This is a genomic window from Pseudoalteromonas sp. THAF3 (genome assembly GCF_009363775.1).
Lineage (GTDB): Bacteria > Pseudomonadota > Gammaproteobacteria > Enterobacterales > Alteromonadaceae > Pseudoalteromonas > Pseudoalteromonas ruthenica.
Genome location: NZ_CP045419.1, coordinates 93,147 through 110,404, shown reverse-complemented (window position 1 = coordinate 110,404; position 17,258 = coordinate 93,147). Strand labels below are relative to the sequence as shown.

Below are 17,258 nucleotides of genomic sequence, written 5' to 3'. Positions count from 1 at the left end.
CTATCCTTATTGGGCATGAAAGTGAGCGCCGATGGCATCGGCAATGCGTTGGCTGGCTTGACCATCACCGTAGGGGTTATGAGCACGGCTCATGCGCTGGTAGGCCTGCTCATCAGTCATTAAACGTTCAACGGCAGTGAAAATGGTTTGCTCGTCAGTGCCAACCAACTCGACTGTGCCCGCCGCCACCGCTTCTGGGCGTTCGGTGGTATCACGCATAACCAATACAGGTTTCCCAAGACTTGGCGCTTCTTCTTGCACGCCGCCAGAGTCAGTTACAATAAGGTGCGCACGATTCATTAAATAAACAAAGGGAAGGTAATCCAATGGCTCGATAAGTGAGATATTTTTCAAGCCTTGGAGCAGACGATTAACCGGCTCACGCACTTGCGGATTCATGTGCATAGGATAAACAATCCGGCTTTGTGGAAAGCGCTTAGCAATACGCGCCAATGCCTGACAAATACGCTCGAAGCCGCCACCGAAACTTTCTCGGCGATGCCCGGTCACTAAAATCACTTTCTCGTCTGCGGCCAAAGCCAATTGCTGCTGCAACTGTTCGCTAAGACTTGGCTCGGTATTGACCTTATCGACAACATCCAGCAACGCATCAATCACCGTATTACCGGTTACGTGCACGTTGCTCGGGTCAATATTTTCCTTCAGCAAGTTGTTCTTTGAAGTGTCTGTTGGCGCAAAGTGCAGCTGTGTCAATGCGCCTGTAAGCTTACGGTTCGCCTCCTCAGGCCACGGCGAATATAAATTCCCGGTGCGCAGCCCTGCCTCTACATGGCCGACGGGAATTTGCTGATAGAACGCCGCCAAACTCGCCGCAAAGGTGGTGGCGGTATCACCATGCACTAAGACGATATCGGGTTTAAATTCATCAAGCACAGGAGCTAAGCCCTGCAAAATGCGACATGTCACATCATTGAGTGACTGCCCTTTTTGCATAATATCGAGATCATAGTCGGCTTTAATGGCAAAAAGGGCCATAACTTGATCGAGCATTTCTCGGTGTTGTGCCGTGATACACACGCGCGCTTCAAAGCGAGAGTCATTCGCCAAGGTTTTCACTACCGGCGCCATTTTGATTGCCTCAGGACGTGTACCAAATACACTCAGTACCTTAGTGGCCATATAAATCCTCTAATTTTTTAATTCGCTTAACAGGTGTTATGCCGATGCGCTGGCACTGTGCTTGGCTTGCTCGATAGCTAACATGCTTTCCAGCGCAGCTTGAAATTCGCTGCCAAACTGTTGGCTACGCATGGCATAGTGCACATTGGCAATCATGTATCCGAGTTTAGAGCCACAGTCATGAGAGCGACCCTTCAAATGGAATGCCTCCACGGTTTGAAGTTGGCGAAGCTGATGGAGGGCATCGGTTAATTGGATTTCGCCACCGGCTCCTGGGGGCGTGTGTTCGAGCAGATCCCACGTTTGCGCACTGAGCACATAACGGCCGGTTATCGCCAAACGGCTTGGCGCTTGTTGCTGTGAGGGTTTCTCTACCATGTCACGAATAACAGCGCTGTCACCCGCGTGAATCGTCTTACCGTCAATGTCAACGATGCCATATTTGTCAACATCAGTGGCTGCTACAGGCTCAACCATGATTTGCGAATGCTCACTGTGCTCATAACGTGCAATCATTTGCGCAAGGTTTTCGCTGCGCAAATTACACGCAAACTCATCAATAATCACATCAGGCAGTAACACCGCGAACGGGTTTTCACCAACGATCGGACGCGCTGCTAATACCGCATGGCCTAATCCTAGCGGCTTGGCTTGGCGTACTGAAATGATAGTGACATCGTCTGGCACAATGCTGCGCACCTCTTCAAGCAAGCTACGTTTGACTCGTTTTTCCAACGTCGCTTCGAGCTCAAAGCTGGTATCAAAGTGATTCTCTACTGAATTTTTTGAGGAATGAGTCACCAGCACAATTTCCTTGATCCCCGCCTCAACGGCTTCACGGACCACATGCTGGATAAGGGGTTTGTCCACTAATGGAAGCATCTCTTTAGGGATGGCTTTGGTCGCTGGGAGCATACGTGTTCCGAGACCGGCGACCGGTAATACCGCCTTTTGCACTTTCATATATATTTCCTTTGAAAACGGTGTGAGTGGCAAAACACTCAGTGAGCCCACTCCGTCCTTGGCACTGCACATCTAGTCGATAAGTACTAAACATTGTACTTGTTAACAAATAGATTTCAATAACTAGCACCAAAGAATTAGATTAAGTTTTTATTTCGCGTGTACCTGTTGTACATTTAAGTGATATCATTCTGGGAATGAACGCAAACTTATAAGGGACTGCAAAATTGTAACCGGAATCAAAACAGCAGTAAGATTTGCTGTCGCAGTCGCCTTAAGTTGCACGGCTGCATTGACCTACGGACAATTGTTGCAGCCGCAGCAGCTCGTTGAGTACGTGCAAAATAAAGGGAACATTAGCGCATCAAGGCGGGCCCAACACTGGCTAGAGATGCTTGTTATGCAGCAACATGCAGATGCATGGCGCCAGCTGCAGAGCGTCAACCAGTTTTTTAATGACGTGGTGGCCTACCAAAGTGATGAAACGCTGTGGCATCAAAGTGACTATTGGGCCACACCGGCTCAACTGCTGATCCAAGGTGCCGGTGATTGCGAAGATTACGCCATTGCCAAGTTTTTTACCTTGGTTAGTTTAGGCATCCCCGATGAGCAGCTACGCTTAATGTATGTGCGCCATTTAACGCTTGATCAACCACATATGGTAGTGCTGTATTTTGATGGTCAAGATGATGAGCCTTACGTACTTGATAATTTTGATAATCGTATTGTCAAAGCCAGTGAACGCGAAGATTTAAAACCGATTTATAGTTTCAATGGCCAAGGATTATGGTTGGCTAAAGCGCAAAACCTCAGTGGCCAAGCCACTGGCAGTCGAGTGTCTGCTTGGGAGGAGTTGATTAAGCAGATCGAACAGGAATCAGCGAACAAGGAGTGAAAAGTCAATGAACAAACCAAGGATGAGTTTACAAACTCAAGTCTACGCCCTCATCGTGTTACTGGGAATAATCACTTTTGCAGTGAAGTTAAAGCTTAGTAGCGAACAAACCCAAGCCTTTTATCAGCAACAAATGGCGACTCACGCTCGTGATACCGCGACCAGTTTAGGTCTGGCTATTTCACCCTATTTAAATGAGCGCGATATGATGGTGGCACGCACCATGGTTCAAGCTATTTTTGACTCTGGTTACTATGCTCAGATAGAGCTTAAAGATGATCAAAATAAGTCGCTTGTTAACCTCAATCACAACCCCGAAATACACGGGGTGCCATCATGGTTTATGCGCCTATTTCAGCTCACAGCACCGACCTACACCAAGGAGCTCAATAGTGGTTGGAAAGTGGGTGGTTTTTTAAGTGTTACTACGCATCCAGGCGCTGCATACATCGAGCTTTGGCAGCAGGTGAAACAAGCGGCAATCAGCTCAGCAATGATTTTAGTGATTGCCCTGAGTCTTGCTTATTTGGTGCTGCGCTCGGTATTCAGGCCACTGCGAAAAGTAGAACAGCAGGCACAGCGCATTGGCCAGAAACAGTTTGTTCAAAACAACGCGAGTCCGAAATCTCGAGAGCTGTTCTCAGTCACAAAAGCGATGAATGACATGGTGACAAGTATTCAGCGTACCTTTGATGCGTTAACCAAACAAAGCGATGCCTACTACCGCCAAGCATATCGTGATGAGTTAACTGGGTTGGGGAATCGTCGCGCCTTTGATAACCAACTTAGCGCAGTGACTGAACAGCTGCAAGATGAGCATACCCACAGCGTGGCAATGGTCACCTTGCCTAGCCTGCAATTAATTAATGAACATCATGACTACCGTCAAGGTGACGCCTACGTGCTCGCGGTGTTGGAAGTCATCAAACGCTACCTCGCTCACCTAGGTGACTACCATATCTATCGCATCAGCGGTGGTACATTCACTATTCATATGCCCTACCCTTGCGACTTTGTTGCTGAAACATTATCGCGCTTGCACCACAGCCTTCAAAAAGAGCAACACCATCGTTATGAGAAGGGCTTTGCACATCTGAGTATCGCCTCCGTAAACAGCTGCAGTACCGTGGGCAGTATACTTAGTGAACTGGATACCGCCATTTCAACAGCGAGCCCTGACAAGCCGGCAATGTGTCAAACACACAATTTAGTGCAATCGCAAAGCCAATGGCGAGAGACCATTGTGAGAATTATCGAGCAAGGTAATTTTAGTTACTCATTTCAACCCGTTCGCAAACAACAACAGCAGCAAGCTCATTATTTTGAGACCTTCGTGCGCATTAGCGACCAAGGGAAGTCTATTGATAACCAACAACTATTCGCCATGGCTGAGCGCCTCGGCTTGGCGTGTGAGTTAGAGAAAAAGCTATTCCAAGCTTTTATTAACTTTCGTAATACTCATACGGAGTTAGCCCTTGCAGTAAACCTAAGTAAAGAGGCGTTTTACAATGAAGATTTTATTACTTGGGTGTGTCGTCAGGCTCATCATTACGGGTGCTTACGCCACAACACGGTGTTAGAAATAGGTGAAGCCACCCTCTTGGCCGACATCGCCATGGCCAAGAATGTGTTGGCGCGACTGAAAGCATTCAATATTAAAGTGTGTATAGAGCACTTTGGTTCCAGCCTTACCTCATTTAGGTATCTGCGTGACCTCAATATAGATTACGTGAAGGTGGATGCGGCCTATACCAAGGACCTACAGCAGAACGATGATGCACTTGCTTTATTACGCTCCATTGTCACCACTTGCACAGGAGTTGGAATAAAAACAATTGCCTGTCATATCGAAAACGCAGTGAGCTTTGACAAAGCTATGCAGCTGCAGTTTGACGGTCTACAAGGAAACTACATAAAGCCGCCGATGCAATTAGAAGAAGGCCCCGAACAAGCTATCTTCAACTTTCAAACACGAACATTATAGCGATAAAGGAGTAGATCATGAAAAAGACCGGTTTAGTGCTGTGCATAGGGATGATATGCGCCATGATGATAGGCAATGCGCACGCTGTCGAAGCGACCGCTAAAAGCGATGCGATTATTACTGAGGCTATCGACCAAGGACAGCCACTCAGTGAACAAATTACCGCACTTATGAGCCGCTACCCAGCATTAAATGCAGCTTTGGTTAATTCTGCTATCACTGCTGTTGGGGCTGATACCAGCGCAGCCAATGAGCTATTTTCCCGAGCCTTAGTCCACGTGGGCGTGACCTCAGATGAGGCCATGAATATCGTTGCAGCGGCGCTCAGTGCTGGCATGAACCCTGATAATGTGACCGCGTTAGCTATTGCCAACAATATGGATGCAACCTTAGTGTCACAAGCAACTGCAGCAGGGCCGGCAACAGCCCCAAACTTCGCACCATCCCCCATCGTCGGTCTCGGTGGTTCAGGCGGGGATGGCGGAATTTCTGAGTCAAACCAATAAGCGTTGATTCTTCAGTGTTAAGCCTGTCTCTGAAGACATCCGAAAGCTCGGATAATCGCCTTAAAGCGCATGGTTCACGTGCTATCTTTGCGCTGCTACTCATCATCTTATTTATAGCCCCCTTTGTATTAGGGGGCTTTCGTCTTTGGGCCAGTGCATTATTGTGCCTAGCTATCGCTGTAGTCAGCGCTTTGCATTGTGCTTATGCTGTGACGACTCAACAACCGCTATGGAATATAAATAAGACGCACCGCTGGCTTATTATCCCCATGCTAAGTTGTGTGTTTGTAGTGGCTATGCAGGATGTACTAAAGCTGAGCGCCAGCCCCGGTGCGACTAGGCATGCTTTGCTGGTCACGGTTGCACTGACCCTCTACGCCGTTTTGCTGCTCACTTACTGCACTAGCTATCAACGATTGCGGGCACTGGTCGTGTTATTGGTGATAACCGGGTTGGTGCAGGCAAGTTATGCCTGTATTTTGGTGTTAAGCCCAGACTTACCTAGCCTAGTCTTACAGTGGCAGCGCAACGACAAAGCCTTCGGTAGCTTCACCTACCAGAACTTTTTAGCTAATTACCTTGGTTTGGTTTTAAGTTTAGGCGTTGGGCTCATCATAGCTCAGCTAAGCACCGGGCAAAACCCTCTCAGCTTTAAACGTCTGATCCAAGTATGGTTAAGCCCCAAGTTAATGATTCGCTTAGCATTAATGGTTATGGTTATCGCACTTATCCTGACCCGTTCACGCATGGGCAATGCTGCTTTTTTCATTGCCTTGGCCTTAGCCTGTTTATTAGCCCTGTTTTTTTACCGCAAGCCCTCAAAGCAATTTAAGTGGTTAATTTTTAGTTTTTTCGTGCTTGATTTCATTCTTATTGGCGCACTGTTCGGGGTTTCCCAAGTGAAGGAACGTTTGAGTAACACCGCTTTGCTTTTCGAAAGCCGTGATGAAGTGCTTCGTGACGCATGGACACTGCTGTTCGAACACCCTTTTTTAGGCCATGGTGCGGGGAGTTTCTACACTGTATTTCCAAGTGTCCAACAAGGGCCCTACTCAGGATATTACGATAACGCCCATAATGACTATCTGCAGTTTTTAATTGAGCTTGGTTGGCCTGCTAGCATTGCCTTGGCAGTGGCGATTGGTGGTTGCTTATGGGTCTCGGTACAAGTAATGAAAAAGCGCAGAACGCGGCTTTATCAGGGGCTCGCATTCGGAGCAATCGCCGCCATTATATTTATGTTATTGCACGCAAGTGTAGATTATTCCCTGCAAGCCATGGCCAATGCGCTCACTTTCATTACCGTGTTATGTATTGGGCTATTATGCAAAACCTTATCACCGCCTGTGCTTGCCCGTAATTAGCGTTTATACACTTACTTACATTTGAATGTTGGCGAGGCATTAAAAGTTATGTCACTGTAAAGAAGTCATCTTGGGCCTGTACTTGCGTGAGTCGCTGGCCCCAAGGTAAATACCAGTGACAATACATAACAATAATGAGGTCTAACGTGACAGGAAGACACTTGCCAATTAAAAGTGCCATCGCCGCACTGCTTTTGCTAAGCAAACCAGTATGGGCCGACGCTTTTAGTGAACACCATCTTGATGTTGACTTTAACATTACTCAGGCCCCTATTAGCGCCGATATTTCGCCTCATCCGGGTAAAGAGATAATCGCTATCGGCCGCAGCAGCGCCAAAGCACAGCAAGTGGCCGTTCTGGCGTTGGTTGACGGGACACTAACCCAGGTGGACCGCTTTGCCATTGGTGAGCAGTATTTTGCCTATGACATTGGCAACGACCCGCAGGGCAAACAGACCCTATATTTCCTCGCCAAAGACCATGTTGGTCGTTATCAGTATCCACAAGGCCCTTCAGAGCCAAGGTTATTGTCCTATCTCGAAGTCAGCTCCGTATTCCAAATTCAACGCAGTAACTTTATGCGCCGCATGCCATTTATATTTGACTTTAATGGCGATGAAAGTGCTGATGTGATGCTGCCTAACTTTAATGAGCTACAGGTGTGGTTTAGCCAGCAAGATAAAGCGCACAAACTCTCCAAATTGGCTATTACTGGCCAAAACGTATTGACTCGCGATGGCTTGAGTGTGACTCCGGCACAAACCTTTACCTTAGATATTAATAACGATGAGCGCATGGATATTGCTCATCTCACCCCCGGGCAGCTGCACATTTACACTGCTGCCAAGCGCCATTTTGACCATCAAACAGTGGCCATTCGCGAGGATATTCACGCCATCGACTGGTGGGATCAACTCGATGATGATGGCCGCTCTTTGGACCAAAGCGATCTCAACTACCGTAAGTTGGAACGCTTTGAAGACGTTAACGGCGATGCAATAGTGGATATGGTGGTGCGCTATACCCAAAGCTCCGGCGTGTTAGATAGAAAAAACGACTACGAGATATTTTATGGCAAAAACACCGCTGATGGCGAGCTTAGTTATGGTGCGCAGGCCGATACCACAGTGCGTGCAGAAGGAACGCTCACTGGCCTTGAGCTGCAAGACATTGATGGTGATGGTCGCAAAGAAGTGATGGTATCCAGTTTTGAGTTAGGGGTCTCGCAGGTAGTCTCTGCGCTGCTAGCAAGTAGCATTGACCAAGACGTGCTGCTCTATCGCCAAAATGCGCAAGGACAGTATCCGGAACAGCCGAGCATGGACTATGAAACCGAAATGGGCTTTAGTATCAGCAAAGGCCGCGCCAGCGAACCCTTGGTGAAACTCGCCGATATTAGTGGCGATGGCATTCTTGATTTACTACTTTCTGAGGACAGCGATGAGCTTATTTATCGCTTAGGTAACAAAGACGGCGGCTTCTCCCGCAAAAGCAGTCAAGATATTGCCTTGCCACAATCCGCAGCACAGATTAGCCATGCCGATATCAACGGCGATAACAAAGCCGACCTTATCGCCTATTATGGCAAACTCGATAGTGCCAAGCTGCACAAGCGCTTAACCCTATTGGTCGCTAAATAACTGGCTACGTAATCACAGGCAGCGCGTTATTTATGGCCGCGCTGCCTGAGAAAACCATTAAAAGTTAAGCACCATCGGCGCTATCACTAAAGTTGCCAGCGTGATCAGCACAATAGCAATAATGTTCAAAGCAAAGCCTGCACGGATCATATCGGTAATTTTTATCTCCCCCGAGCCAAATACAATCGCGTTCGGTGGCGTGGCCACCGGCATCATAAAGGCGCAACTGGCGGCAATGGCAGCGGGCACCACCCAGACTAAGGGCGTACCAGTAATCGACTCTGCCACCGGCCCAAGTAAAGGCAAAAACCCGGCGGCAGTCGCCGTATTGCTGGTGATCTCGGTTAAGAAAGTAATTAACGCGGCCACCACGAGAACACTTATCACCAACGGCATAGCACTGGCCCCACTAAGCAGATTAGCGATGTAATCAGCCAAGCCTGAGCTTTTTATCTGCGCCGCTAAGGTCAAGCCGCCACCAAATAGCAACAAAATCCCCCAAGGCACGTTTGCCGCGTTTTGCCAGTCTAAAACCCGCTCTTGAGAGTGCTTTTCTGCCGGTAACATAAACAACAGCAACGCCGCAGCAATAGCAATACCGGTATCTGATATCGCCAGCCCGGTGACATTACCGAGCACTGGGCGCAACACCCAACTCACCGCTGCTAAGGCAAAGACCGCGAGGACACTTTTCTCAGCCCGAGACATCGCTCCTAACTGCGCTAGTTGATTGCGAAACATGCCTTTGGTCTCTACTTGGCTGGCAGTTTTATCCACTTTATACATCACTTTCGTTAACCACAGCCAGGTTAGGGTCAGCATCACTAAAGACAAAGGGACGCCTATCATCATCCAGGTAGCAAAGCCGATTTCGATATTGTAACTGTCGGCTAGATACGCAGCCATCAAGGCATTCGGTGGCGTGCCTATCAAGGTTCCAATACCGCCAATGCTAGCGCCATAGGCAATACTCAATAGCAACGCCTTGGCAAAATTATCACATTGGCTGCCATTGTCCTTTAATAGATGGACCACCGATAAAGCTATCGGTAGCATCATCACGGCTGTTGCGGTGTTTGACATCCACATTGATAAAAATGCGGTCACCGCCATCATCGCCATGATTTGCAAGCTTGGCTTGCTGCCCGCCAGCAATAAGGTAGTCAGAGCAATGCGTTTATGCAGCCCCCAACGCTCCATGGCAATTGACAGTAAAAAGCCGCCTAAAAAGAGGTAAATAAGAGGATGGGCGTAAGGAGCTGCAACCGCCTTAATCGGTGCAATCCCAGCCAAAGGCACAATCACCAAAGGCAGTAACGAGGTGGCCGGAATAGGCACCACTTCGCTGACCCACCAAGATGCCAACCAAATTGTTAAGCCGGTAGTGCGCCACGCGGCCATAGACATCCCCGCTGGTGGGTCGAGCAAACAGGTCAACAACATGACGCATGGCCCGAAGGCCAACAACAGTTGACCCCGAAGTTGAGTAAATTTCGAATCTGACATGCTAAGACCTCTTAGAATTTATATTTTAGTCCAATTGCAGTACTGGTATCGGAGACTTGGTTGAGCTCAAGTTTAGTCGCTAAAAAGTAAAAAGATGTTTGCTTATCAACTACGTAGTCAACACCCGCTGAGAGCTGCTCGCTATCGCTGTCATGACGAAGCTGGCTGGTATCACGCGCATATTGCAATTTGGGTTGCCATGCGTCACTTGCATAATAGCGCAAACTCACAAGCACACTGTTGCCGTCTTTATCGCCGGCTAAGTTTTCACTGCGCTGCACCAGCACCCCACCTTGCAGTCGTTGCCATTGATACACCGCATTGACGCGTAACGCTTGAATATCAGCTAAGGCATCGGTGTAGCTTAGGGCTACATAATAGGGGGTCTGCTTTAGGGCGCGATCGCCATAACTCAATAAGGCGGCGACGCCATTCTTTTCGGTTTTAGCGTCATCTTTCGGCGCAAAAGTCAGCGCCCATTGCCATTGCCCCCACTTTGGCGAGGTATAGGTAATGCTATCGGCGATACGGTCTTGACCGCCTATTGTTTGCGTTATGTCGCTTTGGGTCTCATTGAATTGGTCAATTTTGCCCTCACTGTACTTGAAGCGGCTGTCATTACGACCAAATAGCACCGTGCCATAAGCTGATTGCACCCCTAAGCAGGTGTTGCGCGCACTGAATGGCTCGCTGGTGTCGTCGCTTTCAAAGCCTTTCACCTGCACTTCGTATTTATATACCACTTGGGCTTGCGCACTGATATCGTGCTTGCCTTTTACGCCAATGCGCGAGAATGGCGCATCAATATGGGTGCCCTTATCGGTGTAACGCATCAATCCTTTATCGGTGTGCTCAAGTTGCACCTGTGCTTTACCATAAATGCTGTAGTCGCCGGCCGCAGCGCCATGTGCAGCCACCCCAAGTATCACGCATGAATATAATGTTATTGGTCTTATCATAGTGTTGTCCTATTGTTGTCTGCAACACTACACTCAAGAACCTGACCAATTTTAATAACCTAATATAAACAATGAGTTGTCATAATTTAAAGAACGTATAAGGCGTGACATGTGTGGATTCCCGCACATTCTTTTACTTATTTATCACCAATTCCACCCATTAATTAGGTTCGGTATAACTTGCTCGGGTGAGCTGGTACTTGGCCATTTTGTCATACAGCGTTTTACGTGGGATTTGCAACAGTGCCATGGTCTGTTTGATACTGCCTTGGCTTTGGGCTAATGCATCTTCAATGAGTGACTGCTCATAGTAAGCAACTTTTTGCGCCAAACTCAGTACTTCTTGCTGCGATTCAAGCGCTTGTATTGAGTGAGTGGCTAATTGCTCGCCAAGCAATACCGTACGCTCAGCATGGTTGCGCAGCTCACGTACATTGCCTGGCCAATCATATTGCATCAGTTGCGCACGCAGGGGCTCTGTTAACGCCATACTGGGTTTATGAAAACGCGTGGCGGCGATAGATAAGAAGTGCTGATACAAAAGGGGGATATCGGCTTTTCTTTGCCGTAGTGCCGGGATCGGCACTTTTAAAAGATTGAGGCGAAAGAACAAGTCGGCGCGAAACTGTCCAGTATCCACTAAGGTTTGCAAATCGACCTTGGTTGCCGCAATCACCCGCATATCAAGATCAATGCTCTGGTTCGAGCCGACGGGGGTGACTTGGCGCTCTTCGAGCACACGCAGTAATTTAACTTGTAAGCTTGCTGACATCGCTTCGATTTCATCGAGAAAAACCGTTCCGCCATTGGCGTAAGCGAACTTGCCTTCGCGTGCCTGATTAGCCCCAGTATACGCACCACTGGCAGCACCGAAGAGCTCACTTTCAATCAACTCTTCTGGAATTGCACCACAGTTGATTGCCACAAAGTGGCCTTGGTTGCGATCGCCATGTTCGTGTAAATAACGCGCGACGAGCTCCTTCCCGGTGCCGGTTTCACCTTCGATTAATACATCTGCGGGGGTGTCTCTAATCGCATCAAGTAACTGCATCATCTGCTGTATTTGTGGGGTTTCCCCCAAAATACGCACCCCAGGAGCACAATGATGCTCTATTTGCCGTTTTAATTGGCGATTCTCTAGCACTAGTTTGCGTTTATCCAAAGCCCGTGCCAGACAATCTAATAGCTGTTCATTGACCGGTTTTTCAAATAAATCATAGGCCCCTTGCTGCATCGCCTTTACTGCGGTACTCACATCGGCATAGCCAGTTAAAAACACCACCGGCAACTCAGAGTCAAACTGCTGAACCTGCTGCAAAAACGCCAAACCATCCAGTTTCGGCATATTAATATCGCTAAGCACCACACCGGCAAAGCTACGGTTAAGCTTATGCAAGGCTTTATTGGCATCGTCAAAACACACGGCCTGATAGCCCTCAAGCTCTAACAATTGCTTTAAGGAGTCACGGATACTTGGTTCATCGTCAATAACGTAGATAGTCTGTGCATTGCTCATATTTGTGGCTCTTGTTGATGCAAACTAATTAGAAATTCAGCGCCGCCATCAGGGTGATTATGAGCGCTAAGCGTGCCTTGAAAAGACTCGATAATTTGCTTAGAAATGGATAACCCCAGCCCTAGGCCATGCTCGGATTTGGTGGTGTAAAATGGCTCAAAAATGCTGCTTAGCGCATGATGCTCTATCCCCGAGCCGGTGTCGATAATGGATAAATACACATTCTCGTCGTCACTATCAGCTTCAATACGCAACCGCTTCACCGCCTGTTTTTCCATGGCTTGGCAGGCATTAGCAAAAAGGTTCACCAACACCTGCTCGAATTGATACGGGTCAACCCACACCGTCACATTGGGCGGGTGGTAGCATACCTCAACACCGTATTCTTTGAGTTGCGGCCCTGCAACCAACAAAGCGTTATCTATGGTTTGCACCAATGACGTTGCTTGCATTTTATGCTCACGCTTTTGACTAAAAGATTTTAGTTGCGCCGCAATGGCATGAACGCGATTAACTAATTGCTCGATTAGCTGTAAGTTGCTGAGCGCTTTATCATATTGACCACGAGCAATAAGCCGTTTACTGGCGGCAATATACGCACTCATGGCACTGAGCGGCTGATTAATTTCATGGTTAACGCTGGCACTGAGTTGACCGATAGTGGCGAGTTTAGCGGTGCGTACTAGGGCATCTTGGGCTTGCTCCAACTCCTGACTTCGCTGCTTCACCTGCTCGGCAAGGGAGCGCTCGCTGTAAAGCAGTTGCCGATACCCCGCTACTTTCACCAATAAATACTCAACCAAGGCAATCAAGACCAATAAACACATGAGGGTGACACCAAGGCGCGCCACCAAGGTTTCATTAAGGTAATTGCGAGGCACGAGGGTCAATAGTTGATAAGGTGCACGCGCCAAAGCGGTGTCATCAATCACAAAGGTGCGCTTGCGCTTTGCAATGTAAACCTGCGCTTGACCTTGCCACTGCCAAGGCGCCGGTACGATGATGCGTTCAAGAAATTGCTGCGACTGCTTTAGCTGCTGGCGCTGCGGTGTCGTCATTGGCGACAACGAGGTTAATCGCCACGGTTCAGCGTTCGACATCAACACCACATTGTTCTCATTAACCAATGCAAATAGCGTATCTTGCACGCTATCGAGTGCCGCTTTATCGGCCTCAAACTGGCTGGCATTCACTTTAACAACGATGACGCCGGCCGCCTCACCTGCGACTATGACAGCTTGAGAAAAGTAAAAACCGCGCTTGCGAGAGCGCTGCCCTAGGGCAAAATCAATGGCGCTATGGTGGCGCATAGCATCTCGAAAGTAGCCGCGAAAAGCAAAGTTATTGCCTTTGTAGCTGTAGGGTAAACGCCAATTACTGGTCGCAACCACAGTGCCTGATGTGTTGAGTAAATATACATCAGAGGCGCCACTGGCCAGTTGCATATCGTGCAGATAGCGGTCGGTATCTTGACTGGCCGCGCGCTTTATATCCAAGGCTTGGTGCACTGCTTTACTGCGACTCAAGGAATCGACAATACGTTGATAGCGGCTAAATTGCCTATCGATATAGTCACTGAGGTGCGCGCCTTGCACCCTTGCTTGCTGGTGCGCACGTTGCGCCTGCTGCTGCACGGTCACCTGCACGGTCAACACCATAGCGACCACCAGCACTACGCTATAAACAAGAAGCTTAACGACCAGCTTATTTGACACGTATTATTCACTTATTGATGGTGATATTCGCTCTCAGTCTACCAGTGTGACGACCACGATGGTAGCGGTGCAACAACAAGCGATGGGTGAGTTTAGCACGCATTCGAGCAATAAAAAGGCCGCGAATGCGGCCAACAGGAGACACAGCGATGACGCTGAAAAAGGCTATTTTTGTAGCACTAAAGCAATGGACTCTGGCGCCACGAAAGCATAGCTGGCATCTGCACTGACATCCCCACTGACACGGTTAAGGATATTATCCCAGCGCATCACCAAGCCATTGGACTTTTCTGCGAGGTATAAATCGCGCCCACTGAACATAATGTCTACTGGGTTTCCTAACATCGAATTAGGCCCGCTAATAGCAATATCAATGTTGGTTAGCCCAGAGGCCATGGCCGCGCTATTGAGCACATAAATTTTACCGTCGGTAGCATCGGCGGCGCTGCCCACATCTGTCACGATTAAGGCATCGCTCAGCGGGTCGTAGTCAATGCCATGAATATTGGTGGGCGCCGCCACAGCCATACCTGACATTGCCGGGACAATAAGTCGGTCTTCGCCGGCCAAGGTGCTCATTCCACCATACATCTTAGCGCTGACTTCATCGAACACGGCAATGGTGCCATTGGTTAAGGCCACAAAAGCGCGATCGCTTTGGGCATCATAATCCACATCCCAAGGGCGTGCATCGTTGGCTGGCAGCAAGGTCATCAGCGGCGCCACATTGCCCGACGCACAGCGCGAAAAAACTTTGATACCGCGATTACTGGTCGAGAATTCGGCAACAAACACGAGCCCTTGCTTTGATGCGATATCGATCCCTTTCGGTGAGGTTAACGTGGTGTTGGTGCCACTTACCATACGATCCTGACTCAAGGTGAACATGCCGTCATCACGGGTGTTGGCAATACGGTTTGCGATGATAATACCGCCAGAGCTGCCATCACTGCTATCGAAAGTGGCGTAGCCGTTGCCCTCAATATCAAAGGTCACGCTTTCAATGGTCGCTTGAGTATCAAAGGTCATATTCATAGCCGACAGCGGCGCATTTAGTTGCGCTATCATTCCAGTTGTCGGCCCAGCAGTTCCCGGATTAGATGACACCGCAACGCCACGTACTGTGGCTGGCCTATCAATATCTGAAGCATCAAAGTGCGTGGTGTGTTGTTTGCGAGCAAGAGACTCGGGTTTGCTGGTCATGGTCACAAAATCAGGAGCGATATCACCGCTGGCACCATTGAAAATATTGGTGTACACCAAAATCGCATCGTTCGACTTCTCGGCCACTCGCAAGGTAGCGCCCTCTAAAAGAATATCAACCGGATTACCTAGGCGGGTGCTTGGGCCCGCTATCATACGGCTTACAGGGGTATTGCCATCAGCCATTGCCGCACCTTCAATGACAAACAGCGCGCCATCATCGGGACTCTGCGCACTGCCAACATCAGATAACACTAAACGGTTTTGGCTGCCATCGAAGGCGATGCCATGTAAATTTACGCCAATGGCGTCGCCGTTACTGTCGCTTGGAACAATCGTACGAGCTGGGGTGGCTGTCATGCCTGAAGCAATGTAATTGTCGTACACCGCGACAGTGCCATTGGTGAGTGCAGCGTAGAGGCGGTCATTAATATCGTCATAGGCGAGATCCCAAGGAGCGGCATCGGTGGCGGTTACGGCAACTGGCACGTTATCACCACTGGCCATCGCACCAAAGGCGCTGATTTGCATAGCGCCAAAGTCAGCAACCAATAAAATCCCGTGCGCGCTGGCGAGCGTCATCCCCTTGGGGTTTACCAAGGTGCTATTGGGGCCAGATATTGCGCGATCCCAAGTGCTAGAGAAGCCATTGTTTTGCGCCCGTAGCGATGTTGCGCACAGTGTTTTAATACTGCCAGTATCGGCATCCCCGGCTTGAATAAGCTGATCTTGATGGCCGTATACCAGCCCTTGATTGTTGGTAGTTTCTAGCGTGTATAACAGTTCACCGTATTCATTAGTGACATCAACGGTGCCGGCATTATCGCTGCCATTATTTGCACGTAAGAAGGTGCCTGCTGACAAGGCCGGGCGGCCGTCTTCTCCGTCGTTGCCATCGCTACCTGGCGCGCCATCGGCTCCTGGCGCACCATCACTGCCATCATCACCGCTACAGCCAGCAATGAGTCCGGCGCAGGCCAAGGCGATGATACGCAGCTTTATCGCATTGGAGTGGGTAGAAGGTGTGAGCTGCTGCGATGCAGCAGAAGTATGTTGATTACGCATATCCATTCCTCGCAAGTTGTTAAACCGTGTTATAACGTGTCTTCGCTATACTGCTTCACGTCCTAGCCCTGACGTCGCTATCTTTAGTTACATCAGGGGCGTAACGGCTTAACCTCGCAATTGGATGCGAAATTATTCAAATTATCAGTGAAAAAATGATAACCATCTGATTTAAAAGGGGTAATGATACCCCTTATTCAGTAACTAAAACGCCTTAAGCGTCTTTGAGTACTAGTTGTACCTCAATATTATCTCGGGTCGCATTTGAGTAAGGGCAGACTTGATGAGCTTTTTCAATCAATTGTTGCGCTTCATCTGTAGCCATATCTGGCAAATGGATCTCCAATTTGGCCTTGATGCCAAAACCGCCTTCAATCGGCCCTATTGAGACCTGCGCGTCAATGGCGGTGCCCTCAGGTAAAGAGGTATTTCCCTCGTTGGCAACGTGGCGCATAGCGCCGATAAAACACGCTGAATACCCTGCTGCAAATAACTGCTCCGGATTGGTCCCTTGGCCATCATCGCCGCCTAACCCTTTAGGCGTGGACAGGGTCACGTCCAAGCGACCATCGTCTGATTGAGCATGGCCTTCGCGGCCACCTTCGGTATGTACTTTCGCGGTGTAAGCAACCTCATTAAGTGTCTTCATACTGTGCTCCTCTTTAGCAGTTGATGCTAAGTGTGATAAGCGAATTACCAAGTTTTCCTTGGGCCTATAATGGGTGTTGCGACGCGAGCGATGGTTTTCAAGACCAATGACAATAAAAATGCGACCAGCAACCATTGGCCATGTTTACCCCAC

Annotated in this window: 13 protein-coding genes; 5 read left to right on the top strand and 8 right to left on the bottom strand. The window is 48.9% G+C overall.

Annotation, left to right across the window (positions count from 1 at the left end; translation table 11 throughout):
* Positions 1-6: 6 nt before the first annotated feature.
* A complete protein-coding gene (gene wecB / locus FIU82_RS15610) occupies positions 7-1,140 on the bottom strand; it encodes a non-hydrolyzing UDP-N-acetylglucosamine 2-epimerase (protein WP_152441551.1) in 1,134 nt (377 codons plus the stop codon).
* Between the two features lie 36 nt (positions 1,141-1,176).
* Positions 1,177-2,103 carry a UTP--glucose-1-phosphate uridylyltransferase GalU gene (gene galU / locus FIU82_RS15605; RefSeq protein WP_045978959.1) on the bottom strand — a complete coding sequence of 309 codons (927 nt, stop codon included), beginning with the start codon at positions 2,101-2,103 and terminating at the stop codon, positions 1,177-1,179.
* Between the two features lie 292 nt (positions 2,104-2,395).
* Here galU and FIU82_RS15600 point away from each other — a divergent pair, with 292 nt between their 5' ends.
* The 5 genes from FIU82_RS15600 to FIU82_RS15580 all read left to right on the top strand — a co-directional run bounded on the left by FIU82_RS15600 (position 2,396) and on the right by FIU82_RS15580 (position 8,492).
* Complete coding sequence (locus tag FIU82_RS15600) at positions 2,396-2,998, top strand: transglutaminase-like cysteine peptidase (RefSeq protein WP_022945834.1); 603 nt, start codon at positions 2,396-2,398, stop codon at positions 2,996-2,998.
* Between the two features lie 7 nt (positions 2,999-3,005).
* Positions 3,006-4,982 carry an EAL domain-containing protein gene (locus FIU82_RS15595; RefSeq protein ID WP_152441550.1) on the top strand — a complete coding sequence of 659 codons (1,977 nt, stop codon included), beginning with the start codon at positions 3,006-3,008 and terminating at the stop codon, positions 4,980-4,982.
* Between the two features lie 17 nt (positions 4,983-4,999).
* The gene (locus FIU82_RS15590; protein ID WP_138548842.1) at positions 5,000-5,488 is read left to right on the top strand and encodes a hypothetical protein; all 489 of its coding nucleotides are present in this window, start codon (positions 5,000-5,002) and stop codon (positions 5,486-5,488) included.
* Positions 5,489-5,502: 14 nt separating this feature from the next.
* Positions 5,503-6,852, top strand: a complete 1,350-nt coding sequence (locus tag FIU82_RS15585) for an O-antigen ligase (protein WP_022945831.1) — start codon at positions 5,503-5,505, stop codon at positions 6,850-6,852.
* 146 nt (positions 6,853-6,998) lie between these two features.
* Positions 6,999-8,492, top strand: a complete 1,494-nt coding sequence (locus FIU82_RS15580; RefSeq protein ID WP_172972745.1) for a VCBS repeat-containing protein — start codon at positions 6,999-7,001, stop codon at positions 8,490-8,492.
* 57 nt (positions 8,493-8,549) lie between these two features.
* Here the strand turns inward: FIU82_RS15580 and FIU82_RS15575 are convergent, their stop codons facing one another.
* From FIU82_RS15575 to FIU82_RS15550, 6 genes are all read right to left on the bottom strand, one after another.
* A complete protein-coding gene (locus FIU82_RS15575) occupies positions 8,550-9,998 on the bottom strand; it encodes a DASS family sodium-coupled anion symporter (protein ID WP_152441548.1) in 1,449 nt (482 codons plus the stop codon).
* Between the two features lie 11 nt (positions 9,999-10,009).
* Positions 10,010-10,957: a porin gene (locus tag FIU82_RS15570; RefSeq protein ID WP_152441547.1), complete on the bottom strand. Its 948-nt coding sequence runs from the start codon at positions 10,955-10,957 to the stop codon at positions 10,010-10,012.
* Positions 10,958-11,117: 160 nt separating this feature from the next.
* Positions 11,118-12,473 (bottom strand): sigma-54 dependent transcriptional regulator, encoded by a 1,356-nt coding sequence (locus tag FIU82_RS15565; protein WP_152441546.1) that lies wholly within the window; start codon positions 12,471-12,473, stop codon positions 11,118-11,120.
* Positions 12,470-14,188, bottom strand: a complete 1,719-nt coding sequence (locus FIU82_RS15560) for an ATP-binding protein (RefSeq protein ID WP_152441545.1) — start codon at positions 14,186-14,188, stop codon at positions 12,470-12,472. Before FIU82_RS15560 ends, FIU82_RS15565 begins: the two co-directional genes overlap by 4 nt.
* A gap of 165 nt (positions 14,189-14,353) precedes the next feature.
* Complete coding sequence (locus tag FIU82_RS15555) at positions 14,354-16,456, bottom strand: hypothetical protein (RefSeq protein WP_253946386.1); 2,103 nt, start codon at positions 16,454-16,456, stop codon at positions 14,354-14,356.
* Positions 16,457-16,670: 214 nt separating this feature from the next.
* The gene (locus tag FIU82_RS15550; protein ID WP_045979053.1) at positions 16,671-17,105 is read right to left on the bottom strand and encodes an organic hydroperoxide resistance protein; all 435 of its coding nucleotides are present in this window, start codon (positions 17,103-17,105) and stop codon (positions 16,671-16,673) included.
* Positions 17,106-17,258: the final 153 nt, after the last annotated feature.